Here is a 26,626-nt window from a genome sequence, read left to right on the forward strand (position 1 = left end):
TGTCTAAAGCGGGATGACCAGACCATCGCGACCGATGCTCAATCGGCCGTCCCACTTGCCATCCAGAGCTTTGATCCAGTCGGCTTCGCCGAATTGCGGATCGTCAGCGGGAATGAGGTGGTGCAGCACGAGATGCTTCACTTCAGCCGAAGTTGCAATTCGGGCTGCATCTTCAACCAGCGTATGACTGGCAAGGAGATGTTCCTTGAGGCGCGCGCCATTGCCCGTGCGGACAACCAGACGGTCGACGCCTTCGGGCAGCATCGCCTCATGAACGAGGATATCGCTACCCCGAGCAAAATCGGCCAGCGGCGGGAAATATGTGGTGTCCGCCGAAAAGACGATGGATTTGCCTGCCGCTTCTATCTTGAACGCAAAGCAATCGACAACCGGCGGATGATCGACGCGCAAAGCGGTGATAGTCAGATTGCCATCCTGATGGACCAAACCATCGGCATAGACCTTCAGGTCGACAAGATCGCGCAGATCAGGGCGCCCTTCGTCATCGATGCGCAGATCGATATCGTAGCGCATGGATTGCAGGAAACCTGACCAGTATTCTTCAATTCCAGCCGGGCCGTAGACCGTGATCTTGCGTGCCAGCCCGGACGTCCATGCCGTATGCAGCAGCGGTCCGAATTCCAGCACATGATCGGAATGCAGATGCGTGATCAGGATCATATCCAGATCCTTGAGTGACATATCCGCATTGACGAGCGCCCGGGTGACGCCGAGACCGCAGTCGATGACGACCCGCCGTCCTGCAATGTCCAGCAGCGAAGACGTAGGTGACGGGCCGCCCGGACGGATTGCCGGGCCGCCCTTGGTTCCAAGCAGGACGAGCCTGTCGGCCATTCCTAGAAGAAAGCCTGAATGCCGGTCTGGGCGCGTCCAAGAATGAGGGCATGCACATCGTGCGTGCCTTCGTAGGTGTTGACCGTCTCAAGGTTTTGCGAATGACGCATCACGTGATAGCCGATCTGGATGCCGTTGCCGCCGTGCATGTCACGGGCAACACGCGCGATATCCAAAGCCTTGCCGCAATTGTTGCGCTTGACCAGACTGATCATCTCAGGCGCCATGCGATCCTCGTCCATGAGACGGCCAACCCGCAGGCTTGCCTGCAGGCCCAGCGTTATTTCCGTCTGCATGTCGGCGAATTTCTTCTGGAACAGCTGTGTTGCAGCCAGCGGCTTGCCGAACTGCTTGCGGTCGAGACCATATTGCACTGTGCGCTGCCAGCAATCTTCGGCTGCTCCCATCACACCCCATGAAATGCCGTAACGGGCACGGTTGAGACAGCCGAATGGACCCTTGAGGCCAGAAACATTGGGGAGAAGGTGTTCTTCGCCGACGACAACGCCGTCCATCACCACTTCGCCTGTGATCGAAGCACGGAGCGAAAGCTTGCCGCCGATCTTCGGAGCGGAAAGCCCCTTCATGCCCTTCTCGAGCACGAAGCCGCGAATCTGGCCGTCATGCGCATCGGACTTGGCCCAGATGACGAAGACATCGGCGATGGGGGAATTGGAAATCCACATTTTCGCACCGGAAATCCGGTAGCCATCGGCAACCTTCTCGGCGCGGGTTTTCATACCGGCCGGATCGGAACCGGCATCGGGTTCAGTCAGGCCAAAGCAGCCGATCCACTCGCCTGAAGCCAGCTTCGGCAGATATTTCTTCCGCTGTTCTTCCGAGCCATAAGCATAGATGGGATACATGACCAGCGAGGACTGCACGCTCATCATCGAGCGATAACCACTGTCAACGCGCTCGACTTCGCGTGCGACCAGACCATAAGCAACATAGGATGCGCCGGCCGTGCCATACTCTTCCGGAAGCGTAACACCAAGAAGCCCCGCCTCACCCATCATGCGGAAAAGCGCCGGATCGGTCTTTTCTTCGAGATAGGCTTCCTCGATACGCGGCGCCAACTCGCCCTGCGCGAAGGCGCGCGCACTGTCCCGGATCATCCGTTCGTCTTCGGTCAGTTGATCTTCCAGCAGAAACGGATCCGTCCAGACAAAGGAAGCTTTGGAATGGGCCATGTAATTTCCTCCATAATGCGTTGAAAAGACCTAGCATCAAAATCGCGTCGATGACCAGATAGTTTCGGCTTAAAATATATTCCGGTGCGCTTTGGCAGCGAACAATTTCCGTCGCCGGGCGAATCCCCTATATGTATGGCATGGCCATCAAACAGCTTACCGAAACCATCATTAACCAGATCGCCGCGGGTGAAGTCATCGAGCGCCCCGCAAGCGTGGTGAAGGAGCTTGTCGAAAATGCAATCGATGCCGGTGCCACCCGTATCGAAGTGGTGACGGCAGGCGGCGGCAAGAACCTCATCCGCATTACCGATAACGGCTCGGGCATTCCGTCGGATGAACTGACGCTGGCGATTTCGCGCCATTGCACATCAAAACTGACGAATGACGTGCATGACATCCGGGCACTGGGTTTTCGCGGCGAGGCCCTGCCGTCCATCGGCTCGATATCCCGGCTCTCACTCAAATCACGCACGGTGCAGGCCGATTCCGGTTTTGAGATCAGCGTGCATGGCGGCCGTATGGACGGCCCACGTCCAACGGCGATGAATGGCGGCACGATCGCCGAAGTGCGCGATTTGTTCTTTGCCACGCCCGCGCGTCTGAAGTTCATGAAGACGGACCGGGCGGAAGCCTCGGCTATCAGCGACATCGTCAAACGGGTTGCCATTGCCTTTCCGCATATACGCTTTTCCCTGGCGGGCAGTGACAGGACGCCGCTGGAGCTTGCCGCAACCGGCATTGGCTCTGCTGGCATGCTGGAGCGGATTTCGCAGGTTCTGGGCAAGGAATTCCCGGAGAACGCCATTGCCATCGACGCGGAGCGCGACGGGGTGCGCCTGACCGGATTTGCCGGAATACCCGCTTTCAACCGCGCCAACAGCCTGCACCAGTTTGCCTATGTCAATGGACGACCAGTGCGTGACAAGCAGATATGGGGTGCCATCCGTGGTGCCTATGCGGATGTGATCTCGCGGGATCGGCATCCAGTTGTGGTGCTGTTTCTCAACCTCGATCCGGCATTGGTCGATGTCAATGTGCATCCGGCCAAGGCGGATGTTCGCTTCCGCGATCCGGGTCTTGTGCGCGGGCTCATCGTCGGTGCAATCCGCCAGGCGCTCGGCCAGTCAGGCATTCGCGCTGCCACCAGCGGGGCGGAAGCCATGCTGCAATCCTTCCGGATGGGCGGCGCTGAGCCATTAAGGCCGACGCCACAGGCACAGCATTGGCAGGGTTCACCGTCAGTCAACCAAAACTATACAAGCCAACAGTCAGCCTTTCGTCCTTTCACTGCGGATCCGGCGCCATCCTATGCGGGCAATGGCTTCTCGGAGCCTGCACGCAGCTTTCTGGCTGAAGCAGACGTGCTGGCCACCGATACGCGGGCAAGCACCGCAGAGGTGCCGCAAGCGCTGCTGGCTTCGCCGCTTGGTGCTGCACGCGCGCAGATACACGCGAACTATATTGTCTCGCAGACCGAAGACAGCCTCATTATCGTCGACCAACACGCGGCGCATGAGCGGCTTGTCTATGAGGCATTGAAAACAGCCCTGCACTCCAGACCCCTGCCCGCGCAGATGCTGCTCATCCCCGAAATTGTCGATCTGCCTGAGGAGGATGTGGAGCGGCTTGTATCCCATGCGGAAACCCTGTCGCGCTTCGGCCTTGGCGTGGAAGCTTTCGGTCCCGGTGCTGTTGCCGTGCGGGAAACGCCGTCCATGCTGGGTGAGATCGACGTACAGCAACTCATTCGCGACCTTGCCGATGAGATTGCGGAACACGATACATCCGATGGGCTGAAAGCCATTCTCGACCATGTTGCCGCCACCATGGCTTGTCATGGATCGGTGCGTTCGGGCCGGCGGCTGAAGCCGGATGAAATGAACGCGCTTTTGCGCCAGATGGAAGACACGCCGGGTTCGGGGACCTGCAATCACGGCCGTCCGACCTATATCGAACTCAAGCTTACGGATATCGAAAGGCTGTTCGGCAGGCGGTGACATCTTGACCCGCATGGCATCTGCCGCCTAAATGCGTTGAAGACACGAACTGGAAAACACCGGATAATGAACAGGTTTGAAGGCCCCGGCTCGCGCGAAGCCAAGATACGCTACCTCGATGGTGACTTTCAGGTCCTGTCGCCGGGGTCTTATGTCCTTTGCGCGATAACGTCGGAAAAGATTCCATTGGACGAGCTGAAGTACTGGAATGTTGCCCGGCAGGAAGCCTATGCCGATGCAACCATTTCCCTTGAACGCGAGCTGGAAATGAATCCGTCGCTGAGGCAACGCAGCAAAGCCTGATCAATGTTCAATCGCCGATCCGCACTTTTTGCTCTTACCGCCGCTGCTCTTTTGACCAGCGGCTGCACGTCGATTGGTGCCAAACACCAACCGGCCTATAGCGGACCGACCAAAACAATCAAAGGCTATCTGCGCGGCTCGTCCTTTGCGCAGCTGACGCCAAGTCTGGTTGTCTACATCACTGCCTATGACGCAACCAACGGCAATTCCAAGCCCATGCCAGTGATAGGTGAAACAAGCTTTACGCTTGGCCGGAGTGGCTACTTTCCGATCGCCTACGAAATCGAAATCCCGGCAGCGAAATCAGCACCAAAGGTGGCGTTGTCTGTGCAAATCGGTACTCCGGGGCGAATCCTCTTTTCAAATGACAGGCAGTACAGCCAGACGACCGGCAACAACATGGATATTCCGATGCGCGAGGCGCCGCCGCGCCTGCGCAACTTCCGTAATGGCCTATAACAGGCGAATAAGGCGCAAGCGCGCGCGTTCCCGGGTTTCACTGATGATACGGGTTGCCGTTTGCGAATGGGCAAACACCAGTTCCACATCCAGAACCTGTGTTCTCGCCGCGAATTCTCTGGCGGTTTCGCTGCCATCGAGCAGGCGAACATGATCCTTTGTCGTCGTGATCAATGTTAACCCTTCCGCATCGGCACTCTTGACCAGATCGGCAATCTCCTCATCCGTGTAGGGATGATGGTCCGGAAAAGACCTTGTCCGGACAACGTTCCCACCCGCCTCTTCCAGTGTCCGGAAGAATTTCGCGGGATCGCCGATACCGGCGAAAGCAAATAATGGTTTGCCCGTAACAGAAAGTGCTGCCTTGGGCTGAAGCATAGCTTCATAGATAGGTTTGGCGGCGCGCGCGGCGCTTCTCACAACTTGATCGGCGCCGCTGGCCGAGCCGATCTTGAGCAGCGCATCGGTGCGCACCAGCTGATCCGTCAGCGGTGCACGGAGCGGGCCACCCGGTATCACGTGGCCATTGCCGATGCCGCGACCGGCATCGACAACCATGAGTGCGTAGTCGAAATGCAGCCGGGCACTTTGAAATCCGTCATCCATGATTATGAAATCACAGCCCGCCTCCTGAAGTGCCTTGGCACCGGCAAAACGGTCAGCGCAAACAACCACTGGTGCATGCCGGGCGAGCAGCATCGGTTCGTCACCGACGTGCCGGGCGCTGTCATGATCCGGATCGACCCGGTGCAAACCCGAGAACGCGCCTCCATAGCCGCGCGAGACAATGCCGGGTTTAAGACCGGCAGCGATGGCGGCTTGTGCAAAGGCAATGGACGTCGGCGTTTTGCCTGCGCCGCCTACGGTGAAATTTCCGATACAGAGCACCGGCACCGGCACAGAAGGCGGCACAGCACGGCGGATACGCCGACCGGCCACCATGCCGTAGATTTTTGACAGAGGGCTAAGGGCCCGCGCGCGCCAATCCGGCTTTTCCCACCAGAATGGAGGCGCTTCGCTGGTCATTTCCAGCCACCTTCGCGAGCGCTGAGCCGTGCTTTCAGCACAAGGGGCTGAATGAACGGTTCAAGAGCGGTCATGGTGCGATCCAGTGAACCGCGCATGTCTTCGACAGTCTTGGTCCCGGCTTCGATCATTATCTGACGATCGGCCGGATTGTTGAAGAGATAATTGACTGCACCCGCCAGCATATCCTTGTCACGAATGAGCTTGGCGGCACCATTCTTGATCAGACGCTGGTAAGAGTCGCGGAAGTTCTGCACATTGCGCCCTGACAGGATTGCTGTTTTCAGCATGGCCGGTTCCAGCGGGTTCTGGCCACCCTGCGCCAGCAACGAACGGCCGACAAAGGCAATTTCCGTCAATCGCAGATAGAGGCCCATCTCACCGATCGTATCGCCAAGATAGATGTCGGTGTCGGGCGTGATGACATCACGACGGCTGCGCAAAGCCACCTTCATGCCCAGCTTCTCGATTTCCTCGGCAATTGCAGGTGCACGATCCGGGTGGCGCGGCACGACGATCGTCAGAAGATCACGATGCCTGACCTTCAACATGTGATGCACCTGGGCGACGACATCTTCCTCACCCTGATGGGTGGAAACGGCCACCCATGTCTTGCGACCCCCGATCTGCCTTTGCAGTGCCTCCAGTTCGGATGGAACGACGGGCGGGATTGCCGTATCCACCTTCAGATTGCCTGATACCGTCACCGGGCGGGCGCCAAGGGCGCGGAACCGCTCGCCGTCAACATCGGACTGGGCGACCACATGGGCGAGGTTCTCGAACAGGGCCTCGGCGACAGACGATCTTTTCTGCCACGAGGCAAAGGATTTGTCGGAGAGGCGGCCATTGACGAGAACCTGCGGCACACGCCGCAAGCCAAGTTCAAGAATGGTCATGGGCCAAATCTCGGACTCGCAGATGACAGCGAGATCAGGTTGCCAATGGCTGAGGAAACGGTCAACGGCCGGTTTGAGGTCAAGCGGCACATACTGATGAATGACGCGGTCGCCCAGTCGTTCCTGCACCATCTTTGCCGACGTCACCGTGCCTGTCGTCAGAACAACGTTGATGCCCATTTCAACAATGGTTTCGACGAGAGGTGTCACTGCGGATGTTTCACCCACGCTTGCCGCGTGAACCCATACCAGCGGTCCTTGCGGCCGTGCAACGCTGGCAATGCCATAGCGCTCGCCCTGCCGGCCGCGCTCTTCCTTGCCCTTGCTGGCGCGGAAGGCGACATAGGCTCCAACCGCCGGAAACGCCATGGCACCCACCCAGCGGTAGGTGCTCAGGACGAAGCGTGCCCAACGCTCGCTCACGCCTGACCATCCACAAGCGCCTGCACCCGCGCCGTATTGGTGTTCAGGCTCGCGGTCAACTCGACACGCTTGGATTCAAGCATTGCATCATCGGCATCCTCGGGGACAAAGATTGGATCGCCGACAATCAACCCTGACTTACCGAATGGCAAGGGAATGGTTGTCTTATCCCAGCTCTTCTCCAGAATTTTCCTGCGTGAAGTCATGTAGCAGATTGGAATAATCGGGCGGCCGGACAGTTTGGCGAGAAGGATGACACCCTGACCGGAGTCCCGGGGCGTTCCATGGGGAATATCAGCAATCATCGCCGCAGTTTTACCATCCTTCAGTGCCTTTTTCAGGGCAAGCAAAGCCCTGACGCCACCTTTTTCAATACTTTTTGTTGGCTCTCTGCCGCCCGAGCCACGAATGATCTCGACGCCGAACCGTTCAGCCACGCGGGCGTTCAGCTCAGCATCCTTGCTCTTGGAGAACATGGCGACGAAACGCACACCACGCGGCATCAGAAATGGCGCCATGAGATGCTGGCCGTGCCAGGCAACGGCGATAAAGGGCTCACCGCCGCGTTTCATGTCGTCCAGGTCGGACGAGCCGGGCAGGCGCGGGTTGGTGGCATTGACCAGCCGGAAAAACTGCGTGATCAGCCAGACAATAGCCGAACGCACAAAGCGCGATTTCGCCAGAGGTCCGCGTATGGAACGCCAAAACCGTTTCAGCGCCCCGTTCTTCTTGCGGGGCACCTTGGCGGTAGCTGTGCTGTTGTCAATCATGCCGCTGTCAATGCGTGACCGGAGGACGCCGGTCAGCTTGCCTTGCCTGTATCGGGATCGAGCAGCTTGTGCATGTGGACGATGAAATAACGCATATGCGCATTGTCGACCGTCTGCTGCGCCTTGGATTTCCAGGCGCGCTGTGCGGTTTCGAAGTTCGGATAAATGCCGACAATATCCAGCTTCTCGAGATCGCGGAATTCAACGCCGCCGAGCTTCTTCAGTTCGCCGCCAAAAACCAGGTGAAGCAGCTGCTTCTGTTCTGCTGTATTTTCGCTCATGGTCGCCCATCCGTTCAAGTTATCAATCATTAGAATTTTAGTCTGTTTAGCCGAAGGCGGTTTCAGCGACAACGTCCAACATGTTGTCCATGAGCAAACCGCTAGCTGCAACCAGCGCCCCGTGGCGATAATCGCCTGTTTCATTGTTGCGCAGGCCATAGGTGAGCGGCTTGCCATCGGCAGTCAGGACATAGCCGCCGGCCTCCGCCAGGATCAGGTCCGCTGCCGCCAGATCCCAGTCATGCGAGCTTGGCCGCACGAAGGTCCCGGCAATATCACCGCGGGCCACCATGGCAATGCGATAGGCGAGCGAGGCAATATAGGGCGCTGCAACCATTGATTGCTGGAAATGCTCAGGCAGCTTCTTGAGGAAAGGTCCCGGCCCCGCCACCTTGAACGGAACACCGCTGGTGCTGACGTGGATGGCTGTGCCATTCTGCTCAGCGCCCTGCCCCGGCAATGCTGTGATCGTCTGGCTGCGCGCCGGGCATTCCAGCACGCCAGCCACCGGGCGACCATCCTCGATAACCGCAACGCTGACGCACCAGACGTCGGAACCTTCAATGAAAGCACGGGTACCATCAATCGGATCGACAACGAAAAAACGCCGGCGCGGCGTAGCCGCACGATCATCAAGGGTTTCCTCAGAAATCCAGCCATAATCCGGCCGGGCAGTCAAAAGCATATCCTTCAGATATTTGTCCGCCGCAAGATCGGCCTCGCTCACCGGTGAATTGCCTGTTTTCATCCAGACCTGCGGATCCTGGCGGAAGTAGGACAGGGCAATGCGCCCGGCCCCTTCGGCTGCTTCCCTGATCAGGGCAAGGTCATCACGGTTTTGTTCATTTGCCGGCAAGAGTCATGCCTTCGATTACGAGTGTCGGACTGGCAACGCCAAAGTTACGATCAATATCATTCGCGGCCACCACGTTGAGGAACATGTCTTTCAGATTGGAGGCAATCGTAACTTCACTGACCGGGTAGGCAAGTTCTCCATTTTCGATCCAGTAGCCGGATGCGCCACGGCTGTACTGTCCCGTGATCATATCGACGCCCTGGCCGAAAAGCTCCGTGACATAGAAGCCCGTTCCCACCGATCGGATCAACGCTTCCGGTGTCTCGTCACCGGGTTCAATGGCAAAATTGGAGGATGAAGGAACCACGGTCGAGCCCGAACGAACACCACGGCCATTGGTACTCAGCCCCAATTCCTTCCCGGTGGATGTCGAAAGGAACCAGTGTTTCAAAACACCATTCTCGACCATCGTCAGCGCCTGCCCCTCGATCCCCTCGCCGTCGAACGGACGGGAAGACGATCCACGGATGCGCAACGGGTCATCCGTCACATTGATGCTGTCAGCGAGAATCTTCTGCCCCATGCGGTCTCTGAGGAAACTCGTCTTGCGTGCAACAGAAGCGCCATTGATGGCACTCGACAGATGCGAGGCAATCCCGCGCGCCACGCGGGGATCGTAGACCACGTTGACGACGCCTGTCTTGGCCTGTCGCGCGCCAAGGCGTTTGACCGCGCGTGCGGCGGCAGAACGGCCGATGGCCGCAGGGTTCTCAAGCGCCTCAAAATGCTGGCGCGAGGAAAAATCGTAGTCGCGTTCCATGCCCGTGCCCGAACCGGCAATCGCACTGACCGAACGGGAAAACCGCGACCCCATGTAATGGCCGACGAAACCGCCCGATGTCACGAGAACCATGCCGCCAAGTCCTGCGGAAGCCGATGCACCTCCGGAATTGGTAACGCCTTCGACCGCAAGGGCAGCCTCTTCGGCTATCAGAGCATCCTGCGTCAGCCGCGCAGCGTCGACGACAGTGGGGTCAAAGAGATCGAGGTCGCGGATATCGCGCACCAGATTGGCCGAATCAGCAAGACCTTCAAAGGCATCATCAGGCGAAACCCTGGCCATGGCCACAGCACGTTCAGCGAGAATTTTCGGGTCTGAACCAGCGGTTGCCGATATGCTTGCCACTTTCCTGCCAACAAAGACGCGCAGGGAGAAATCGTCACTTTCCGAAGATTCGGTCGCCTCGACCTTGCCAAGCCTGACGCTGACACCCGTGGACCGCGAACGTACGACAACCGCATCTGCGGCGTCCGCTCCGGCTCGGCGTGCGGCTTCGACAAGCGCAGCAGCATTGTCAACGAATTCGCGGGAATTGGCCGGCTCGATCATATTCATCCCTAGAGTTGATTGCATGATAGGATGCAAGGACATATCTGACCAATGATCAGATGATGCACTGCCTCCTATATGGTGCAAATTGGGGTCTATCAAGGCAAACACGAGTAACATTCGCAACAGACTGGGTCAGGCTCATGCTTTCACAAAGCGGCAATCTCTACTTTCAGGCACTGGCGCTCCTGGCTGGCGCGATTATTGCCGCTCCGTTGTTCAAACGGCTGGGCCTTGGCACGGTGCTTGGATATCTGGCCGCTGGCCTGCTCATCGGGCCGCTGGCCAATCTCATCACCGACGGCGAACAGGTTCTGCATTTTTCCGAACTGGGCGTGGTTTTCCTGCTGTTTGTAATCGGTCTGGAATTGAAACCAACGCGCCTCTGGAACATGCGCCATGCCATTTTCGGCCTCGGCGCCGCGCAGGTCATCGTGTCGGGCGCTGTGTTGACCGGGCTCATCCTCGCCTTCCATCTCATGAGCTGGCAGGCGGCACTGGTGATCGGGTTTGGTCTCGCCCTGTCGTCTACGGCATTCGCCATGCAGATCCTGGAAGAGCGCGGCGAGACCAATATGCCGCACGGACAGACGTCCTTCGCTATTTTGCTGTTTCAGGATCTGGCGATCGTTCCCCTGCTTGCGATGATTCCGGTGCTTGCGCCGGGCTCCGCCCAGCATGAAGCTGATCCGCTTGGCAAATTCCTGATCGCCATCATCTGTATCGGCGCCATTGTTGCCGTCGGCCGCTACCTCCTTAACCCGCTGTTCCGTTTCATCGCCAACACCGGAGCACGCGAAGTGATGATCGCCGCTGCATTGTTCGTGGTGCTGGGTGCCGCGTTGCTGATGCAGTTTGCCGGGCTTTCCATGGCGATGGGCGCATTCATTGCCGGTGTGTTGCTGGCCGAATCGTCCTACCGTCACGAACTGGAAGCGGATATCGAACCGTTCCGCGGCATATTCCTCGGCCTGTTCTTCATGGCAGTCGGCCTGTCGATCGACCTCAAGGTCATCCTCGCGGACTGGGAGATGATTCTTCTCGCGGTTCCCGTGTTCATGGCCGTAAAGGCTCTGGTCGTCTACATCCTCGCGCGGCTTTTCCGCTGCAACCACAACGATGCAATCCGCATCGCCTTCTTCCTGCCGCAGGGCGGTGAGTTCGGCTTCGTCCTGTTCACCACCGCAGCCGCTGCCGGACTGTTGAGCACATCCACGGCGTCCGAGATGATTGCCGTCATCACGCTGTCCATGGCCGTGATGCCGCTGTCTGTTGCTCTCGGCAACCGCTTTCTTGTCGACCCGAATGCCGAAGAACAGATCGACGAGGATTTCGACGGTGCCGCAGGTGCCGATGTGTTGATGATCGGCTTTTCCCGCTACGGCCAGATAGCCGCGCAAATCCTTCTGGCTGGCGGTACCAGCGTTACACTGATCGACGCTTCGGCCGACCGTATCCGTGCCGCCTCGAAATTCGGCTTCCGGATTTATTTCGGTGATGGCACGCGCAAGGAAGTGCTGGAGGCAGCCGGTATCCGCCAGGCAAAGATTGTCGCCATCTGCACCCACAAGAAAGAAACCACCGATCGGATCGTTGAACTGATTCAGTCGGAATACCCTGACATCAAACTGTTCGTCCGTTCCTATGATCGCGGTCACACGCTGAAGTTGCGGGCGCGCGGCGTGCAATATGAATTGCGCGAGACGTTCGAATCCGGCCTGCTCTTCGGTCGCCGCACGCTGGAAGAACTCGGTACCAGCGAAGATGTTGCCTATGAGATCATGGAAGACATCCGCAATCGCGATGAAGACCGGTTGCATATTCAGGCGGCGGAAGGCTTGATGGCAGGCAATGATCTGCTTCTGACGCGCCCGGTAACACCGGAACCGCTGATCAAGCCCACGCGGGAATCCAAGCGCATCGATACGGAAGAGATGCTTCCGGACCCCGAACCGGCGGAGTAGGCCAGTTTCCGCATACGGGACGGCAAAACCCGGATCGGTAGGACTACGGATTCTGCTGCAGGAGCATTCCTGATAGAAGCTGCGAAAGCTAATTCAATTAGGCTCATTTATCATGATGACACTCGCAGTCGCATCAAGGCATGAACCGGAATCCGTAATAGACTGCGGGTTTCAGGGACGGACGTTTGATCGCCTGGCCATGGCGTTCCTGTGGTATGGCATGGCGGCATTCGGAATGGGTTTCTGGTACCTTGTCGGCCTCAAAATATTGTCGTTGCTTTCATGAGTTGAGAGCCGATTCCTGATTCAAGGCGGCTTCGCTTGAAAGCTGGGGCATATCAGGCGGCAATTAGGAAGAGAGACGCCGGAACTCGGAGCTTATTCCTGCTCGGTGTGTTCCGTATAGGTAATGGCGGCGTCGACCGCCCGCTTCAGCTCCTCCTTGATGCCGATCGACTCTTGCAGGACCTGCTCGACCCTGAGAAAGTCGAGAACACCAAACCGGGCGACGCTGGGCCGCAGGAAGATTGCAGGCGGATCAGTCCGCAGCCGCGTGGCGATAATGGATTGCATCATCAGCTGGCTTGCGCCGAACATGGCGTCAATCGAGGACGGGAACTTGCGGCCATCGCCTTCCGGCCCACCGACCACATCGATGCCGATGACAAATTTGGCTTTGTCCTTGAGATGATCGAACGGCACAGGATTGTAGATTCCACCGTCGATCAGCACACGGTCATCGCGGCGCACCGGCCGAAACAGGGCCGGTATGGCCGCAGAAGCCGCAATGGCGTTTAAAAGGTCACCTTCGTCGATGGGGATTTCCCGCTGCCCGTAAAAGTCCGTTGCGGTGACGCTGAGCGGAATGGACAGTTCCTCGAAAGTCTCGGGTATCTGCTCCGGCAGAAAGGTCTTGAGGATTTTCTCGATATTGAACTGGCTGAAACGGATACCACCGCCGAACATTTCGCCGAATGTCGCCGGGCGCAGGCGCCAGAGGCGCGCAGCGATCTCGGCTCGGCGAGACAGGGTTGCAATCGCATATTCACGGATATCCCGGCCGGCCATACCGGCAGCCATCCCCGCCCCCATGATCGCACCAATGGACGAGCCGGAAATCGCCGCGGGTCGAATACCCAGCTCATCCAGTGCTTCGATCACATTGATATGTGCCAATCCCCTCGCGCCGCCACCACCGAAGGCAATGGCAAAGCTTGGCGAACTGCTGACGAGACCTGTTCCGGCAGAACCGGTTACACTTTCGAGATCACGCGCGCTCATGGGATATCCTTGTCACTCGGGTCCGTACATCAGGACTGGGGCGGACCAACGATCAGAATGGCGGGTTCGGTTTCCAGCAGTTTCTTTGCCGCAGCCTTAACCTGATCAAGGGTCACGGCATTGATCAGGTCAGCCCGCTTGTCGATATAATCCCGGCCGAGATGTTCATCCTGAAGGCCGATGAGTGTGCTCGCCACTGCCGATGACGAATCGAGATTGTTGATCGCATAGGAGCCGACAAGATATTTCTTGGCCTCGGACAGCTCATTCTCCGTCGGCCCATCCTGGGCCATGCGGGCAACCTCGTCCTTGAGAATCTGCAGGGTTTCCCCGGCCCGGTCGGAACGTGTCGCGGTGGAAATTGTCAGGGCCGCCATATGATCCCGGCTGACGAGAGCCGAACCGGCGGAATAGGCAAGACCGCGCTTTTCGCGAACCTCGGTATAGATACGCGAGGAGAAGCTTCCGCCACCCAGAATGTGGTTCATGATGAAGGCCGGGAAGAAATCGGCATCCTGACGCCGTACCCCGGGATAGACCATGGAGATGGATGTCTGCGGCAGCGGGTAATCGACGCGGGTGGTCTTGCCAAGCGCAAGATTGGCGTCCTTAACGGGCTCAAGCTGGGCTTTTTCGGGCAGATCGCCAAAGACCTTGTCGAGCAAAGGCGCCAACTGTTCCGGGCTGATCGAGCCAACCACACCAACGATCAGCTTGTCCCGCGCGAATACACGTTTGTGATATCCCGCGAGATCGTCGCGGGTGACAGATGTCAGGCTGGTTTCGGTGCCCTGCGACTGGCGGCCATACGGATGGTCGCCGTAGAGCGCCTCGGCAAATTTACGCCCGGCAATGGTGTTCGGATCGCGCTCCGAAGCCTTGATGTTCGCAATGATCTGCTGGCGGATCCGATCGATTGGCGCCTGGTCGAAACGTGGCTTGTTGACGGCAAGAGCAAGAAGATCGACAGCTTCATCACGCCTGTCGGCCAACATGCGCATGGCGCCAGAAATACGGTCATCGTCAGCGGTGAAACCCATTTCAGCGCCAGCATCATCGAGTTTTTCCTGAAACGCGTCTGAATCAAGATCACCAGCGCCCTCGTCAAAGAGCCCGGTCATCAGATTGGCAAGCCCTTCCTTGCCTTTGGGGTCCTGGGCCGAGCCGCCTTCGAAGGAGAACCGCAGAGCGATCAGTGGCACAAAATCATCCTGCACCAGCCAGGCGCGAATACCTTTGGGGGAAACCACTTCCTTGATTTCCACAGCATAAACAGGCGCTGCAGCAAGGATAACCAACAGAAATGCAGCAGCAATTCTGCTGAAAACGGGTGTCAACACTCTGGTCATTGGATGACTCCCTCAGTTTGCGGCTCAACAGGTGCGGCCTCTCCGGTCGATGGTATCTTCTCGTCCGGTTTGCCATCCTCCGGCATCAGATAACTAGTGACGGAATGTGCATCAACGAGATAGCGCTTGGCTACATCCTGAATATCCTGAACCTTTACAGCCTGGATCCGATCAGGCCATTCCTGAACATCCTTGATTGTCTGGCCGGTCGACAGGGTCGAGCCATAAATGCGAGCCATTCCGGCCTGGCTGTCACGGGCAAAAATGACGCTCTTCAGAAAGCGGTTGCGGGCTTTTTCCAATTCATCCGCAGTGACGCCATCCTTGATGATCCGCGCGACTTGGGCGTCGACACCGTCTTCAACCTGCTGCAGCGAGGCCGAACCGCGCGGCGCGCCATAGACGGAGAATGTACCATCATCCAGCGCACCACCCTGATAGTAGACACCGGCGCTCGCCGCCAGCCCGTCCTTCACCACCAGAGCCTGATAGACGCGGCTGCGCGTGGAGCCCCCAAGAATTTCGCTTAGAAGATCAAGTGCCTCGGCCTCACCTGGCTTTGCATTGTTGTAGGAAGGCACCAGCCATATTTTCTGGAAACTTGGCTGCGATACGCGCGCATCCGCCAGCGACACCGTGCGCTTGGTGTTCTGTTCCGGTTCCTGCGGCCTTTCGCGTTTGCCGGGTTCAGAACGGCGGGGTACCTTGCCATAGGTTTTTTCGGCCAGCGCTTTTACCGTGTCCGCGTCGACATCGCCGGAGACGACAAGCGTCGCATTATTCGGTGTGTAGAATTTTTCATAGAATGCCAGCGCATCCTTGAGATTGAGCTGCTCCATCTCGTGCAGCCAGCCGATCACCGGAAAACGATAGGGATGGTTCTGGTAGAGCGTTGCATTGACTTCTTCAGACAGCAATGCCGCCGGGTTCGTATCGGTGCGCGAACGCCGTTCCTCCAGAACGACATCGCGCTCCGTCTTCACAACATCCTCATTGAGAATGAGATTTTCCATGCGGTCCGCTTCATAGGTCATGACCATTTCAAGCGCCTGCGGCGAAACCTGCTGGAAGAAAGCCGTGTAATCATAGGAGGTGAAGGCATTCTCCTGGCCGCCGATCTCGGCAACCTTGCGGGAGAATTCACCGGCCGGATAGGTCTTGGTCGCCTTGAACATCAGATGTTCGAAGAAATGTGCGATACCTGACTTGCCCGGGTCCTCGTCGGCCGATCCCACATGATACCACAGCATATGGGTGACAACCGGTGCGCGATGATCAGGAATCACCACCACTTCGAGACCATTTTGCAGATGGAACGATGTTACACCGGCGCTGTCAGCTTTCTGGACCTCGGCGGTCAGTTGCGCCATCGTCTGGGCATTTGCGGGAAGGATGAAACCGGCAGTTGATAGGGTCCCGGCCAGAATGAATGCCGCAACGGTACGGCTCAATATTTGCGACATCAATCTTCCTTCGCAATTCTGTTCAATACCGGAACGATTCTGATCCGGTCGTGTGATTTAGCCGCTCAACGTGACAAATCGTATGATCGTTCCGCCGTAGTGACGTTCTTCCACCACCGAGAATCGCGAATCCAGATTGATCACGGCCTCAGCCTCTTCTTCAAGCACGAGAAGTGTGTCGGGATTGAGCCAGCCGCCCTCCAGAGCGGATTTGAAGGCGAATTCGCCAAGGCCCTTGCCGTAGGGCGGATCGGCAAACACGAGGTCGAAGGGCTCTATTGTTCCGGCATCACCAAGTTTAGCCGCATCGCGGCGGAAAATTTTGGTGTTGCCAAGCAAACCAAAGCTTTCGACATTGGTGCGGATCAGGCCGCGCCCTTCCGTCGACTCCTCAATGAACACGCCGTAGCGCGCGCCCCGGGACATGGCTTCTAACCCAAGCGCGCCCGTTCCAGCGAAAAGATCCAGCACGCGGGTCGCTTCAAATTTTTCCGGATAATTGTGCACCAGAATGTTGAACAGGCTTTCCCGCGTCCGGTCCGTGGTCGGCCGGATGGCATTGGTATTAGGCGTTGCCAATGCCCGCCCGCGAAATTTACCGCCGACAATCCGCATCAAGTCCACGCCTATGGCTTGGGCTTGCGTGGCGGACGGCCTGCGCCGACACCACCGGAACCGCCACCACGCGGACCTTTCGGCCCGCTGGAAGGAGCGCCGCGAGGTGCGGCACCCTTGGGACCGCCATAGGGCCGATCACCGGAACGCCCATCCTGACGGGTTGGGCGGCCACTGGTGCCGTAAGGGCGCTCAGAGCGATTTGGACGTTCTGCCGCAGCACCGCCACTGGCCTCCCGTTCCTTCAATTCGGCACGCTCGCGCTTGCCAACCCGTGGTGGACGGGGTGGGCGCGGTCCATCGCGTGAACCTTCCGGACGATCCGATCCGAAGGAACGTTTCGGCCGTTCGGCACGGTCATCATCGCTGCGGGGCGGACGCGGGGAATAGCTGCGCGGCTTATCACCGCCAGCATAGGCGCCGGCTGGACGCTCACGCTGGGGCCGGTCACCCGCAGGACGCGAAGAACCTTCTTCAAAACGGCGCGGCCGCTCGGTGCGGGGAGCATCAGAATGCCTGCGCTCGCCGCGCGGTTCTCCGGTTTTGGCCTTCGGCTTGCCGACCGGACGCGCACCGGGCGCCATCCACACATTGGCCGAGCGGGCACGCGGAGGTAGTGCCTCCTCGGGCTTTGCACCACGAGCACCCTTGGGGCCTGCGGCATCGCGTGGTTTGCGATCATCCGCACGCGGCGCACGCGCCGGACGTTCGTCACGACCGCCACGCGCATCACGGGATATTCCGGGCCGTTCGCTGCGATCCGTCGTCAACCGTGACAGGCCTTCTTCGCGCTTTTCGTCCTTGGATTTGCGCGGGCCACGGCTTTTGGCCACGGGCGCACTCGATATCCATTCCGAGGAACGGCGTGCCGGGCGATCAGCCGCTGGCTGCTGTACTGCTTCGCCTTTCACGGCATCGTTGGAAAAGACATTGATGATCGGCGCATCGAAATCAGCACCGGATTCTTCAATCAAGCGCTCGCCAAGCTGATCGCGCAGGGTACGGCCGTTCATTTCGCGCACCGAACCCTCAGGCAGATCGCCAAGCTGGAACGGGCCATAGGAAATACGGATCAGGCGATTGACAGACAGACCAAGAGCGCCAAGTACATTCTTGACTTCACGGTTCTTGCCTTCGCGCAGACCCATCATGATCCAGACGTTGGAGCCTTGCTCGCGTTCAAGCGTCGCTTCGATTGCGCCATAGAATACGCCTTCAACCGCTATGCCGTCCTTCAACGTATCAAGCTTTTCCTGAGTGACGCTGCCATGGGCACGCACGCGATAACGGCGCAGCCAGCCGGTAGACGGGAGTTCAAGCGCACGTGACAGGCCGCCATCATTGGTCAGCAGCAACAAGCCTTCCGTGTTGATGTCGAGCCGGCCGACGGACAGAACGCGCGGCATATCCTTGGGCAGCGATTCAAAAACCGTCTGACGCCCTTCCGGATCGCGGTTTGTCGTCACAAGACCAGCCGGCTTGTGATAAAGCCACAGGCGCGTGCGTTCTGTCTGCGGCAATGGCTTGCCGTCGACTTCGATACGATCTTCACGCTTCACGTTGATGGCCGGGCTGGCAAGAACCTTGCCATTGACCGAAATACGGCCCGCGGCAATCATCGTTTCGGCTTCACGGCGCGAGGCTATACCTGCACGGGCAAGACGTTTGGCGATACGTTCGCTATCGTCAACTGGCGCTTCTTCGTGTGATGATTTGCGCGGACCGCGCGTCGCGGGATCCCGCGCCCCATCATCATGTTTACGCGGAGCCGGACGGCCACCACGTCCGCCGTCGGCGCCCTTCTTGTCGAAGCTGCGCTTTTCAAAGGGACGTTTACCGCCCTTTCCGTCATCATTTGAACTGGTCATGGAATGTTTGCCTTTCAGCGGGGCTAACTACCAGCTATGACGGCAGCTTGCGAGTAAATTCTGGACGATGAGCACGGCGTGAACCAAAAAACTGATAGCACAGGACCAATGGAACTTGCACTGGCCGAGGCGAGAGCCGCCGCAAAACGCGGTGAAGTGCCTGTCGGCGCTGTTCTGGTCAGGGATGGCAAGGTGCTTGCCCAGGCCGGAAACCGTACACGCGAACTCAATGATCCTACGGCGCATGCGGAGATTCTGGTCATCCGGGCGGGATGCGCGTCGCTTGATGACGAACGTCTGACCGGTTGCGATCTCTATGTGACGCTGGAACCCTGTACGATGTGCGCTGCAGCCATTTCCTTCGCCCGAATCCGGCGCCTTTATTACGGCGCACAGGATATCAAGGGTGGCGGCGTCGAAAATGGTGCCCGGTTTTTTGCACAGCCCACCTGCCACCATACGCCAGAGGTCTATTCCGGCTTCCGCGAACAGGAGGCCGAGGTCATTCTCAAAGAATTTTTCCGCGCCCGGCGAATCTAAAACAGTCCGGTTTTAGTTATCCGTTCTTATTCTGGCGGAGAAATCATCCGCCATGTCGGCGTCCATTGCCCGCTGATTGATGGATGCCGCCTGAATCACCTCACCAAGCGGCTTGCTTCGGTCTATGGCGCCAAGGTCATACAGATACCCGGGCAAATACCCGGAGAGAATAATTCGGTAATCAACCGGCAGATCCGGCGTAATCGCCCTGATCATATCGAAAATGACCGTTGTGCAATTGGCGGTCACCGTATTGTAGAACTGTGCTTCCCTGGACAACCGGTTCCCTGTATCGAGATAAGACAGAAACAGCGCCTGCCGCATCTCAGGCGTCAGGTTGATCCTGTAGCGATAGACATCTTCCTTGCGGATATTGGTGCGCAGCCGGATAATGTCGCGCTCGTCGGCCGCGATCATGGCCAATTCGAATTCCTTGAAGAAGCCGCCAATTTCCGAAAACTGTTCGTGGCGTTCCTTGCGGATTTCGGCCGAAAAGACGACGTGGTTGCCGTCGGAAAAACCAAAACTCACCAGAGTATGGGCAATGGCAGGGCTCGACCAGTAGGACAAAAACACATCCACCGAATCCAGATTTTCGAGATCATAGGATCGCACCTCCCAGCGCGGCGTGTAGTCAGTCGGGCTGCGCCATTCAAAGTTGCGTATATTGGCAAGGGTCACATGATTGCCGCTCAGGGTGCCGGTGACGGTCTGGGCCACATCGTCGGCCCAGATGCGGTTCAGCGACGGCGTGATTGTGTTCCACCAGAACAACAGCGCAACTACAACCGGAACCAGCACGATCAATGCTCGGCGCACGCGTCCCGTCACCTCGAGCCAAAGCGTCACCAGACCTATGACGGTCCAGACAATCACCGATCCGACAATCGCCGGAAGGCTGAACGGCAACTGATACCGGAGGGCGAGACCGCCCCACAGAAAGGCAAAGCCTGTCAGGAGAACCAGAACAATCAATCCGGGAATACGTAAAAGACGCAAGATCGATGATCCTCAGCTGACAAGATACGACGCGTATATTCCCGGTGCGTCAAGGCAAAGGCAAGGCGCTTTACAGCGTCCCAAAAAAGAAAGGCTCCTTCAAGGAGCCTTTCACGTATTTCGAAAAATATTTGAGATCCGACCTTATCGGGTCAATTCCAGGGAATAAGGTTCTTGAAGCTGAAGCCTTTATCCTTACGGGCAGCGGCCTTGCGTTCACGTTCCTTCTTGGCTTCATCTTCGCCAAGTTCATCTGCAGCGGCGGTTGCTGCAGGTGCACGATATTCCAGCGGTGGTTCGCTCAGGTAGCGCCGTGTCTTTGGCGAGCCCGCAGTGGAAGCAAGCCGACGTGCACGGAATTCAGCAGACTGATTGTTCGCCGAGCTCACACCTTTGGGGGGCGGGTTCCGGTCGTTATAGAATCCATGTTCGCCGGTATCCACAGACTTGGCGGCGGGCACATCGTTTTCGATCTGGGGCACATAGTTCGGATTGTTCTGATTGGCAGTTGCCTCGTCACGCAAACGCTTGCGGCGTTGCTCAGGCGATTCCGGCCAGCTCGCACTATTGCTTGCCAGAGCATTTTCCTGTGGTGCGGGCAATTGGCCCGGCTTGCCAGCGACAGGGCGAACGAGATCCGGGCGCGGATTATAAGAAATCGGATCTTTTTTCTTGGGTCCGAACGAGCCGATACTGGAAACGTCGTCCAGCAACTGGCTGCCAGCCGTCTTGCTCGTTCCATAGGTTGGTGACGACATGCATCCGGCCAGCGTCAGCGACGCAAGCATTGCCCCAAGAACTGTAATACGTCCGTTCAAATTCATACTCGCCACTTTCACCCCAAGCTCGTATTGCCGACTCTGCCGATTCAATATGCTTGATCATGCCCTGCCTGTTAAATCAGGCAACTCAATGGCAAGCCTTTTACATGAGGCCCGTCCCAATAAGCAAGCCGATGCAAGCTTTTGTTAAGCAAAATGCGGATCAGCCGGAGAATGATCCGCATTTATACGCCTAGATGGCAAGTTTGCCGAGCTTTGCGAGTTCGTGCAGCGCTGCCGCATCACGAGCCGACACATCCGGATAGGCCGGATCGGAGCCAACATCATGTGTATAACGCCATGAACGGGCACATTTCGTGCCTGATGCACGCTCGGGAATGACCGCCACACCTTTCACATCGTCCGCAACGAATGCACCGGCAGGAGCTGCCTCACTTTTGATCGTGATGGCACTGGTGATGCAGATTTCGGCCATGTCGAGATCAGAAACGGCTGTCAGCAATTCCGGATCGGTGACAAAAACCACCGGTGCAGCCTCAAGCGATGAACCGATGCGCTTGTCTGCGCGCTCCAGTTCCAGTGCGCCGGTGACGGCCCGGCGGACATCGCGCACCTTGCGCCACTTCTCGGCCAAGGCCTCATTCTTCCACTCGGCAGGCGTTTCGCGGAACTGTTCGAGGTGCACCGATACCGCCGACGGGTACTGATCGAGCCAGGCCTCTTCCGTTGTGAATGGCAGCATGGGCGCAAGCCACGTCACGAGACGGTCGAACAGGTGACGAACGACCTGCAGAGAAGCACGGCGCTTGATGCTTGAAGGCGCATCGCAATACAGCGCATCCTTGCGGATATCGAAGTAGAACGCTGACAATTCGACGTTCATGAAATCGATCAGGGACCGTGTGATGCGCTTGAACTCGAAGGCATCATAGCTTGAACGAACCAGCTCATCCAGCTCGGTGAGACGATGCAGCATCAGCTTTTCAAGTTCCGGCATATCCGCATAGGCAATGTCTTCTCCGGCATCGTGAGCCAGGGTGCCAAGCATCCAGCGGATGGTATTGCGCAGCTTGCGGTAGGAATCGATATTCGTCTGGATGATATTCTTGCCGAGACGCTGGTCTTCCCAATAATCCGTGGTCATGACCCACAGACGCAGGATATCCGCGCCGGAATCCTTGATCACATCCTGCGGCGTCACCGTATTGCCGAGTGACTTCGACATTTTGCGCCCTTCCTCATCCATGGTGAAACCATGGGTGACGAGGGTATTGTAAGGCGCACGGCCGCGGGTACCGCAGCTTTCCAGCAGCGACGAGTGGAACCAGCCGCGATGCTGGTCGGAACCTTCAAGATAGACGTCGGCAGGCCATTTCAGATCAGGGCGATCTTCAAGCGTGAAAACGTGGGTCGAGCCGGAGTCAAACCAGACATCGAGAATGTCGCGAACCTGCACCCAGGGTTCATTCGCCTTCTCGCCGAGGAACCGTTCGCGTGCGCCTTCCGCAAACCAGGCATCGGCACCTTCCAGTTCAAACGCTTCGAGAATGCGGGCATTGACCGCGTCGTCCTTGAGGACATTGCCGTTTTCATCGGCAAACACACAAATCGGCACGCCCCAGGCACGCTGGCGCGACAGGACCCAATCCGGACGGTCCTCGATCATGGCGCGCAGACGGTTCTGGCCACCGGCGGGTACAAAACGCGTCTCGTCAATCGCGGCAAGGGCGCGCGACCGCAAAGTGGTCTGATCGCCGAGGTCCTTGTCCATGTAGACAAACCATTGCGGCGTGTTGCGGAAAATGACCGGTTTTTTCGAACGCCATGAATGCGGATAACTATGCTTCAACCGGCCGCGGGCAAACAGCGCGTTGCGCGCGATGAGCTCATCGATGACGGCCTTGTTGGCATCACCTTTTTTGCCATTGTCATCGATAACGCGCGCGGCTCCGCCTTCGCGGTCCGGACCAAAACCCGGAGCGTCCTTGGTATAAAACCCGGCATCGTCCACCGTGAACGGAATTGCAGCGGAAATTCCCCGTGCTTCCAGTTCGCGGGCGGCGTCAGTCCATGCATCAAAGTCCTCGCGGCCATGGCCGGGAGCCGTGTGCACGAAACCGGTACCGGCATCGTCGGTGACATGATCACCGGCAACCATCGGAACCGTGAACTGGTAACCGCCACCAAAATCCTTGAAGGGGTGCGCCAGGGTCATCGCGGCAAATTCGTCAGCCGAAACAGTCCTGATCTGCTTGAACGTCAGCTTGGCTTTCGTTGCCGATTCCTCAGCAAGTGCATCAGCAAAGATCAGCTTTTCGCCTGGGCGCGGTCCAAAATCATTCCCGGCGGTTTCGACCTCGTAGAGTCCATAGGCAATACGCGGTGAATAGCTGACGGCGCGATTGCCTGGGATTGTCCAAGGCGTCGTCGTCCAGATAACCACATGGGCTAACTGGAGATCTTCGGCACCAGAAACGACAGGAAATTTTACCCAGATCGTATCACTCTCGTAATCCTGATACTCGACCTCGGCCTCCGCCAGTGCCGTGCGCTCGACGACCGACCACATCACCGGCTTTGAGCCGCGATACAGCTGGCCCGACATGGCAAATTTCAGCAATTCCCCGGCGATACGGCTCTCCGCATGGAAAGCCATCGTCGTATAGGGATTGTCGAAATCGCCCTCGATGCCGAGACGCTTGAACTCGGCAGACTGGATCTTGATCCAGTTGGTGGCGAACTCACGGCATTCCTTGCGGAATTCGTTGATCGGCACCTCGTCCTTGTCCTTGCCCTTGGCGCGATACTGTTCCTCGATCTTCCACTCGATCGGCAGACCGTGGCAATCCCAGCCGGGGACATAATTGGAGTTGAAGCCGCGCATCTGGAACGAGCGGGTGATGACATCCTTGAGGATCTTGTTCAGCGCATGGCCGATATGGATGTTGCCATTGGCATAGGGAGGGCCATCATGCAGGACATAAAGCGGACGGTCCTTACCATCCTCCCGCAGCTTCCTGTAGAGGTCCATCTCCTGCCAACGCTTGACGAATTCTGGTTCCTTGGCGGGCAGGCCCGCCCGCATCGGAAAATCGGTCTGCGGCAGATAAAGTGTTTTCGAATAGTCGATTGGCTTGGCGGTGTCGGTCATTTTTCCAGCTTGTGAACAGGCCCGCGCGTGATCGCAGCAGGCAAGGATGTGACGAAAATCAAAAAAGAGCGCACTGGCGCATCCTGAAACCCCGGACCTTCCGCACCCGCAAGCCTAAGCTTCAGGCAAACCGGAAGGCCGGGCCAGTAATTCGTGGAGTCTGAAGTGATATGGAGCGCGCAAACGTCCAGGAAACAGTTTTCATGAGCGCGCTTTTAGCAATCACTGCTTCCAGAATAAAGGGGCTGACGCAATAAACTTCGCATCAGCCCGATATAAGGATCAAAGCGCGAAATCGAAGCGGTATGTCGCCTGAAGGCCGAAGGTTGCCTGATTGGCCGATCCGCGTTCCTTGACGATGCTGGAATCGGATGCAGGTCCCATCAAGCGGCTGTATTCCGCGTAGGCACTGGTTTCGATCTTTTCAGTGGCTTTCCACGTGATCTGGCCGCCGACACCAAGTGATTTCAAGCCGCCGCCGCTGGGCTTGTAGGTCGACAGGCCGGACGCAGCTGCTTCCGTCGGATTCACTCCGTAATATTGTCTGAAGTAGTCAGCTGATGCGACCGTGGCACGCGGGCCGGCTGAAACGCGGACCGTCGGCGTCAAATCCTTGAAAGCATCGACAGCAAAGTCAGCGACAACACCGTCATGGGAACCGATACCCCGGCGCACCTCGACGCGGCCGCGAATATTGTCTGTCGGGTAGAATTCGGCAAAGCCACCCAGCTCAACACCCCAGTCGACATCATGTACGCCCTTGAGATGGGCATCGCCACTGTCACGGCCGGTGATCAGCTTGCCTGTAATACCGGTGCGGAACACACCCGTATCGATAAGCCCAATCGATGCGTTGTCGTTCAATGAACTGAAACGGGCGGCAGGCCCTGCGCGGCCGAGGGAGATAACCGGTGCGGCGCGCAGAAGATAGTCTTTCGCGCCTTCATAGCGCGGGGCGATGAAGCCCTTTGCACCGAGTGTCAGATACCAGTCGCCTGACCACCAATGTTGGCGCGGGGCTGCAGCGGTCTGGTTCTGCTGGCCGTCCGAATAATATTCATCGGCTGAGCCCGGGGCGGCCGCGGCAAGAACAAGGGCGCCCGAAAGAGCAGCGACGAGACGAATATGCATGAAATCACTCCAAAATTTCGCCTGGGAGGGCGGCAGATTTGAAAATGACGCTACCGAAGGATAGATAAAATTGGATTTATTCTTATGGTAAACAATTTACCGTTTCATCGAAAATTAATCGTGTCATCCAGATGAGATAACGGTTTCACCCCCTGCAAGAGCGCGCGCGCTTCTTCCTCGTCGCGCCTGATCTGCTGCATCATCGGCTCAAGGCCGTCGAACTTTTCTTCGCCGCGCAGATAGGCAAAGAACGAGACCGCGCAGATTTCATCGTAAAGATTACCGGTGAAATCGAAGACATAAGTCTCAAGCAGCGGCGCGCCGTCCGTATCGACTGTTGGTCGGCGGCCAAAGCTGGCCACGCCATCGTAAAGCGTCCCGTCAGCACGGCGGAAGCGCACCGCATAAATGCCTTCCTTCAAATGCGTCTCGGGAGGCACCACCATGTTGGCGGTGGGGAACCCGATTGTCCTGCCCAGCTGTTTCCCGTGGATCACCTCAGCCTGGACCCTGTGGCGATACCCCAGCAATCCGGCCGCTTCGACGATTTCACCCTGCCCCAGCAATTCGCGGATGCGGCTGGACGAAATGGCCTGACCACCCTCGTCGCGAAACGCATCGACCAGCGTTACCTGAAAGCCGCGCTTTTCACCGGCATCCATGAGAAAGGCCGGGCCGCCCTGCCGCCCCTTGCCGAAGTGGAAGTCGAACCCCGCAACAATGCGGCTCGCTCCAAGACCGGCAACGAGAATCTCGTCCACAAACACATCGGCTGTGAGCTGCGAGAAATCTCTGGTGAAATGGCACTCAACCACCGCATCAAAGCCGAGTGCTTCGAGTATGGAGGCTTTTTCGGCAGCGGGCGTCAAACGGTCAACGGGCTGATCCGGCACAAAGACGCTGCGCGGATGTGGCTCGAACGTCAACACCAATGAAGGCTTTCCGGCTGCGCGGGCTGCATCAAGTGCACGGCCCAATACGGCCTGATGGCCACGATGCACGCCGTCAAAATTACCGATCGCCACCACCGCGCCCTTCAGATGCAAAGGCAGATGAGAGGGATCCTTCAGGCGTAAAATCGGCATGATTTA

At 57.9% G+C, this 26,626-nt stretch carries 24 protein-coding genes; 6 read left to right on the forward strand and 18 right to left on the reverse strand.

Going from position 1 to position 26,626, the window contains the following annotated elements; genetic code table 11:
• Positions 1 to 3: 3 nt before the first annotated feature.
• Positions 4 to 855: an MBL fold metallo-hydrolase gene (locus FHW16_RS03430; protein ID WP_182547741.1), complete on the reverse strand. Its 852-nt coding sequence runs from the start codon at positions 853 to 855 to the stop codon at positions 4 to 6.
• A 2-nt stretch (positions 856 to 857) separates the two neighbouring features.
• On the reverse strand, positions 858 to 2,048 hold the full coding sequence (locus tag FHW16_RS03435) for an acyl-CoA dehydrogenase (RefSeq protein WP_182547742.1): 1,191 nt from the start codon (positions 2,046 to 2,048) through the stop codon (positions 858 to 860).
• Between the two features lie 140 nt (positions 2,049 to 2,188).
• On the opposite strand from FHW16_RS03435, the gene mutL reads away from it, so the two are divergent.
• The 3 genes from mutL to FHW16_RS03450 all read left to right on the forward strand — a co-directional run bounded on the left by mutL (position 2,189) and on the right by FHW16_RS03450 (position 4,810).
• Complete coding sequence (gene mutL, locus FHW16_RS03440) at positions 2,189 to 4,048, forward strand: DNA mismatch repair endonuclease MutL (RefSeq protein ID WP_182547743.1); 1,860 nt, start codon at positions 2,189 to 2,191, stop codon at positions 4,046 to 4,048.
• A gap of 66 nt (positions 4,049 to 4,114) precedes the next feature.
• Positions 4,115 to 4,351, forward strand: a complete 237-nt coding sequence (locus FHW16_RS03445; RefSeq protein ID WP_182547744.1) for a DUF2093 domain-containing protein — start codon at positions 4,115 to 4,117, stop codon at positions 4,349 to 4,351.
• Positions 4,352 to 4,354: 3 nt separating this feature from the next.
• Positions 4,355 to 4,810: a hypothetical protein gene (locus tag FHW16_RS03450; RefSeq protein WP_182547745.1), complete on the forward strand. Its 456-nt coding sequence runs from the start codon at positions 4,355 to 4,357 to the stop codon at positions 4,808 to 4,810.
• On the opposite strand, the gene lpxK is transcribed toward FHW16_RS03450, so the two are convergent.
• Genes lpxK through FHW16_RS03480 form a run of 6 tightly spaced genes read right to left on the reverse strand, consistent with a single transcriptional unit; the run spans position 4,805 to position 10,392 of the window.
• Positions 4,805 to 5,836 carry a tetraacyldisaccharide 4'-kinase gene (gene lpxK / locus FHW16_RS03455; RefSeq protein WP_182547746.1) on the reverse strand — a complete coding sequence of 344 codons (1,032 nt, stop codon included), beginning with the start codon at positions 5,834 to 5,836 and terminating at the stop codon, positions 4,805 to 4,807. The genes FHW16_RS03450 and lpxK overlap by 6 nt on opposite strands.
• Entirely contained in the window at positions 5,833 to 7,155 is a 1,323-nt protein-coding gene (gene waaA, locus FHW16_RS03460) for a lipid IV(A) 3-deoxy-D-manno-octulosonic acid transferase (protein ID WP_182547747.1), read from the reverse strand. Before waaA ends, lpxK begins: the two co-directional genes overlap by 4 nt.
• On the reverse strand, positions 7,152 to 7,925 hold the full coding sequence (locus FHW16_RS03465; RefSeq protein WP_182547748.1) for a lysophospholipid acyltransferase family protein: 774 nt from the start codon (positions 7,923 to 7,925) through the stop codon (positions 7,152 to 7,154). Before FHW16_RS03465 ends, waaA begins: the two co-directional genes overlap by 4 nt.
• A 32-nt stretch (positions 7,926 to 7,957) precedes the next feature.
• Positions 7,958 to 8,206 (reverse strand): DUF4170 domain-containing protein, encoded by a 249-nt coding sequence (locus FHW16_RS03470; protein ID WP_182547749.1) that lies wholly within the window; start codon positions 8,204 to 8,206, stop codon positions 7,958 to 7,960.
• Positions 8,207 to 8,252: 46 nt separating this feature from the next.
• A complete protein-coding gene (locus FHW16_RS03475; RefSeq protein WP_182547750.1) occupies positions 8,253 to 9,062 on the reverse strand; it encodes a 3'(2'),5'-bisphosphate nucleotidase CysQ in 810 nt (269 codons plus the stop codon).
• Complete coding sequence (locus FHW16_RS03480; RefSeq protein ID WP_182548904.1) at positions 9,049 to 10,392, reverse strand: TldD/PmbA family protein; 1,344 nt, start codon at positions 10,390 to 10,392, stop codon at positions 9,049 to 9,051. The genes FHW16_RS03475 and FHW16_RS03480 overlap by 14 nt, the downstream gene beginning before the upstream one ends.
• Before the next feature lie 143 nt (positions 10,393 to 10,535).
• Here FHW16_RS03480 and FHW16_RS03485 point away from each other — a divergent pair, with 143 nt between their 5' ends.
• Positions 10,536 to 12,356 carry a monovalent cation:proton antiporter-2 (CPA2) family protein gene (locus FHW16_RS03485; RefSeq protein ID WP_182547751.1) on the forward strand — a complete coding sequence of 607 codons (1,821 nt, stop codon included), beginning with the start codon at positions 10,536 to 10,538 and terminating at the stop codon, positions 12,354 to 12,356.
• A gap of 112 nt (positions 12,357 to 12,468) precedes the next feature.
• Positions 12,469 to 12,642, forward strand: a complete 174-nt coding sequence (locus tag FHW16_RS03490) for a hypothetical protein (RefSeq protein ID WP_182547752.1) — start codon at positions 12,469 to 12,471, stop codon at positions 12,640 to 12,642.
• Positions 12,643 to 12,734: 92 nt separating this feature from the next.
• Here the strand turns inward: FHW16_RS03490 and FHW16_RS03495 are convergent, their stop codons facing one another.
• The 5 genes from FHW16_RS03495 to FHW16_RS03515 are packed head-to-tail and all read right to left on the reverse strand — an operon-like array spanning position 12,735 to position 18,932.
• Complete coding sequence (locus tag FHW16_RS03495) at positions 12,735 to 13,637, reverse strand: patatin-like phospholipase family protein (protein ID WP_182547753.1); 903 nt, start codon at positions 13,635 to 13,637, stop codon at positions 12,735 to 12,737.
• Between the two features lie 29 nt (positions 13,638 to 13,666).
• Positions 13,667 to 14,986 (reverse strand): M16 family metallopeptidase, encoded by a 1,320-nt coding sequence (locus FHW16_RS03500; protein WP_182547754.1) that lies wholly within the window; start codon positions 14,984 to 14,986, stop codon positions 13,667 to 13,669.
• Positions 14,983 to 16,449: a M16 family metallopeptidase gene (locus FHW16_RS03505; protein ID WP_182547755.1), complete on the reverse strand. Its 1,467-nt coding sequence runs from the start codon at positions 16,447 to 16,449 to the stop codon at positions 14,983 to 14,985. The genes FHW16_RS03500 and FHW16_RS03505 overlap by 4 nt, the downstream gene beginning before the upstream one ends.
• 57 nt (positions 16,450 to 16,506) lie before the next feature.
• Positions 16,507 to 17,064 carry a 16S rRNA (guanine(966)-N(2))-methyltransferase RsmD gene (gene rsmD / locus FHW16_RS03510; RefSeq protein WP_182547756.1) on the reverse strand — a complete coding sequence of 186 codons (558 nt, stop codon included), beginning with the start codon at positions 17,062 to 17,064 and terminating at the stop codon, positions 16,507 to 16,509.
• 11 nt (positions 17,065 to 17,075) lie between these two features.
• Positions 17,076 to 18,932: a pseudouridine synthase gene (locus FHW16_RS03515; RefSeq protein ID WP_182547757.1), complete on the reverse strand. Its 1,857-nt coding sequence runs from the start codon at positions 18,930 to 18,932 to the stop codon at positions 17,076 to 17,078.
• A 108-nt stretch (positions 18,933 to 19,040) separates the two neighbouring features.
• Between FHW16_RS03515 and FHW16_RS03520 the strand changes: the two genes are divergently transcribed.
• On the forward strand, positions 19,041 to 19,472 hold the full coding sequence (locus FHW16_RS03520; protein WP_182547758.1) for a nucleoside deaminase: 432 nt from the start codon (positions 19,041 to 19,043) through the stop codon (positions 19,470 to 19,472).
• Positions 19,473 to 19,484: 12 nt separating this feature from the next.
• Here the strand turns inward: FHW16_RS03520 and FHW16_RS03525 are convergent, their stop codons facing one another.
• From FHW16_RS03525 to FHW16_RS03545, 5 genes are all read right to left on the reverse strand, one after another.
• Positions 19,485 to 20,471: an Lnb N-terminal periplasmic domain-containing protein gene (locus FHW16_RS03525; protein WP_182547759.1), complete on the reverse strand. Its 987-nt coding sequence runs from the start codon at positions 20,469 to 20,471 to the stop codon at positions 19,485 to 19,487.
• 152 nt (positions 20,472 to 20,623) lie between these two features.
• Positions 20,624 to 21,295: a hypothetical protein gene (locus tag FHW16_RS03530; RefSeq protein WP_182547760.1), complete on the reverse strand. Its 672-nt coding sequence runs from the start codon at positions 21,293 to 21,295 to the stop codon at positions 20,624 to 20,626.
• Between the two features lie 190 nt (positions 21,296 to 21,485).
• Positions 21,486 to 24,404, reverse strand: coding sequence for an isoleucine--tRNA ligase (gene ileS / locus FHW16_RS03535; protein ID WP_182547761.1), 2,919 nt, complete (start codon positions 24,402 to 24,404; stop codon positions 21,486 to 21,488).
• A 282-nt stretch (positions 24,405 to 24,686) separates the two neighbouring features.
• Positions 24,687 to 25,535 carry a MipA/OmpV family protein gene (locus tag FHW16_RS03540; protein WP_182547762.1) on the reverse strand — a complete coding sequence of 283 codons (849 nt, stop codon included), beginning with the start codon at positions 25,533 to 25,535 and terminating at the stop codon, positions 24,687 to 24,689.
• A 104-nt stretch (positions 25,536 to 25,639) separates the two neighbouring features.
• A complete protein-coding gene (locus tag FHW16_RS03545) occupies positions 25,640 to 26,620 on the reverse strand; it encodes a bifunctional riboflavin kinase/FAD synthetase (protein ID WP_182547763.1) in 981 nt (326 codons plus the stop codon).
• Between the last annotated feature and the right edge of the window lie 6 nt (positions 26,621 to 26,626).

This window comes from Phyllobacterium myrsinacearum (assembly GCF_014138285.1).
GTDB lineage: Bacteria > Pseudomonadota > Alphaproteobacteria > Rhizobiales > Rhizobiaceae > Phyllobacterium > Phyllobacterium myrsinacearum_A.

Coding starts and splice junctions, on each gene's coding strand:
- FHW16_RS03500 (WP_182547754.1), bottom strand. CDS start 14,986: ATGACCAGAGTGTTGACACCCGTTTTCAGCAGAATTGCTGCTGCATTT.
- FHW16_RS03450 (WP_182547745.1), top strand. CDS start 4,355: ATGTTCAATCGCCGATCCGCACTTTTTGCTCTTACCGCCGCTGCTCTT.
- FHW16_RS03435 (WP_182547742.1), bottom strand. CDS start 2,048: ATGGCCCATTCCAAAGCTTCCTTTGTCTGGACGGATCCGTTTCTGCTG.
- FHW16_RS03530 (WP_182547760.1), bottom strand. CDS start 21,295: ATGAATTTGAACGGACGTATTACAGTTCTTGGGGCAATGCTTGCGTCG.
- FHW16_RS03430 (WP_182547741.1), bottom strand. CDS start 855: ATGGCCGACAGGCTCGTCCTGCTTGGAACCAAGGGCGGCCCGGCAATC.
- FHW16_RS03545 (WP_182547763.1), bottom strand. CDS start 26,620: ATGCCGATTTTACGCCTGAAGGATCCCTCTCATCTGCCTTTGCATCTG.
- FHW16_RS03490 (WP_182547752.1), top strand. CDS start 12,469: ATGATGACACTCGCAGTCGCATCAAGGCATGAACCGGAATCCGTAATA.
- FHW16_RS03520 (WP_182547758.1), top strand. CDS start 19,041: ATGGAACTTGCACTGGCCGAGGCGAGAGCCGCCGCAAAACGCGGTGAA.
- FHW16_RS03515 (WP_182547757.1), bottom strand. CDS start 18,932: ATGACCAGTTCAAATGATGACGGAAAGGGCGGTAAACGTCCCTTTGAA.
- FHW16_RS03465 (WP_182547748.1), bottom strand. CDS start 7,925: ATGATTGACAACAGCACAGCTACCGCCAAGGTGCCCCGCAAGAAGAAC.
- ileS (WP_182547761.1), bottom strand. CDS start 24,404: ATGACCGACACCGCCAAGCCAATCGACTATTCGAAAACACTTTATCTG.
- FHW16_RS03480 (WP_182548904.1), bottom strand. CDS start 10,392: ATGATCGAGCCGGCCAATTCCCGCGAATTCGTTGACAATGCTGCTGCG.
- FHW16_RS03495 (WP_182547753.1), bottom strand. CDS start 13,637: ATGAGCGCGCGTGATCTCGAAAGTGTAACCGGTTCTGCCGGAACAGGT.
- FHW16_RS03505 (WP_182547755.1), bottom strand. CDS start 16,449: ATGTCGCAAATATTGAGCCGTACCGTTGCGGCATTCATTCTGGCCGGG.
- FHW16_RS03470 (WP_182547749.1), bottom strand. CDS start 8,206: ATGAGCGAAAATACAGCAGAACAGAAGCAGCTGCTTCACCTGGTTTTT.
- rsmD (WP_182547756.1), bottom strand. CDS start 17,064: ATGCGGATTGTCGGCGGTAAATTTCGCGGGCGGGCATTGGCAACGCCT.
- FHW16_RS03540 (WP_182547762.1), bottom strand. CDS start 25,535: ATGCATATTCGTCTCGTCGCTGCTCTTTCGGGCGCCCTTGTTCTTGCC.
- lpxK (WP_182547746.1), bottom strand. CDS start 5,836: ATGACCAGCGAAGCGCCTCCATTCTGGTGGGAAAAGCCGGATTGGCGC.
- FHW16_RS03445 (WP_182547744.1), top strand. CDS start 4,115: ATGAACAGGTTTGAAGGCCCCGGCTCGCGCGAAGCCAAGATACGCTAC.
- FHW16_RS03485 (WP_182547751.1), top strand. CDS start 10,536: ATGCTTTCACAAAGCGGCAATCTCTACTTTCAGGCACTGGCGCTCCTG.
- mutL (WP_182547743.1), top strand. CDS start 2,189: ATGGCCATCAAACAGCTTACCGAAACCATCATTAACCAGATCGCCGCG.